This is a genomic window from Mesorhizobium sp. LMG 17147, from assembly GCF_024297145.1.
In the GTDB taxonomy this organism is placed as follows: domain Bacteria; phylum Pseudomonadota; class Alphaproteobacteria; order Rhizobiales; family Rhizobiaceae; genus Mesorhizobium.
Genome location: NZ_JANCTC010000059.1, coordinates 1 through 699 on the forward strand (window position 1 = coordinate 1; position 699 = coordinate 699).

Annotated in this window: 1 protein-coding gene; it reads left to right on the forward strand. The window is 62.9% G+C overall.

Features of this window, described 5'->3' with window-relative positions; translation table 11 throughout:
- A partial coding sequence (locus tag NMG46_RS29560) for a beta-ketoacyl synthase (protein ID WP_164757293.1) occupies window positions 1–648 on the forward strand: 648 nt, incomplete at its 5' end.
- Window positions 649–699: the final 51 nt, after the last annotated feature.

Here is a 699-nt window from a genome sequence, read left to right on the forward strand (position 1 = left end):
GGCAGCGACGCGCCGTTCGCATGGGGCGTGCTGAAAGCATGGGAAGCAATGCGCGTGCTTTCACCCGATACATGCCGGCCCTTCTCCGCCGATAGGAAGGGCCTGGTGCTGGGCGAGGGTGCGGGCATGGCCGTGCTGGAAAGCTACGAGCATGCCACGAGGCGTGGTGCCACAATTCTTGCCGAGATCGCCGGCGTCGGCCTTTCCGCCGATGCCTTCCACATTGCCGCGCCATCTGTCGAGGGGCCAGCGTCGGCGATGCGCGCCTGCCTTGCCGATGCCGGGCTGAATGCCGAGGACGTCGACTACCTCAACGCGCACGGCACCGGTACCAAGAGCAATGATCAGACTGAAACGGCGGCGATCAAGCGTGTGTTTGGAAACCACGCTTATTCGATGTCCATCTCTTCCACCAAGTCCACGCACGCGCATTGCCTCGGCGCAGCGAGCGCGCTTGAAATGATCGCCTGCGTGATGGCAATCCAAGAGGACGTCGTGCCGCCGACCGCCAACTATCGCGAGCCAGATCCCGCTTGCGACCTCGACATCACGCCCAATGTGCCGCGCGAGCGCAAGGTGCGCGTCGCCATGAGCAACGCCTTCGCCATGGGCGGCACGAACGCAGTTCTGGCATTCAGGCAGGTGTAGAAGCCATGCAAGACGCCTCATTTGAGGTCACCTGTCGTATCTAGCTGCTTG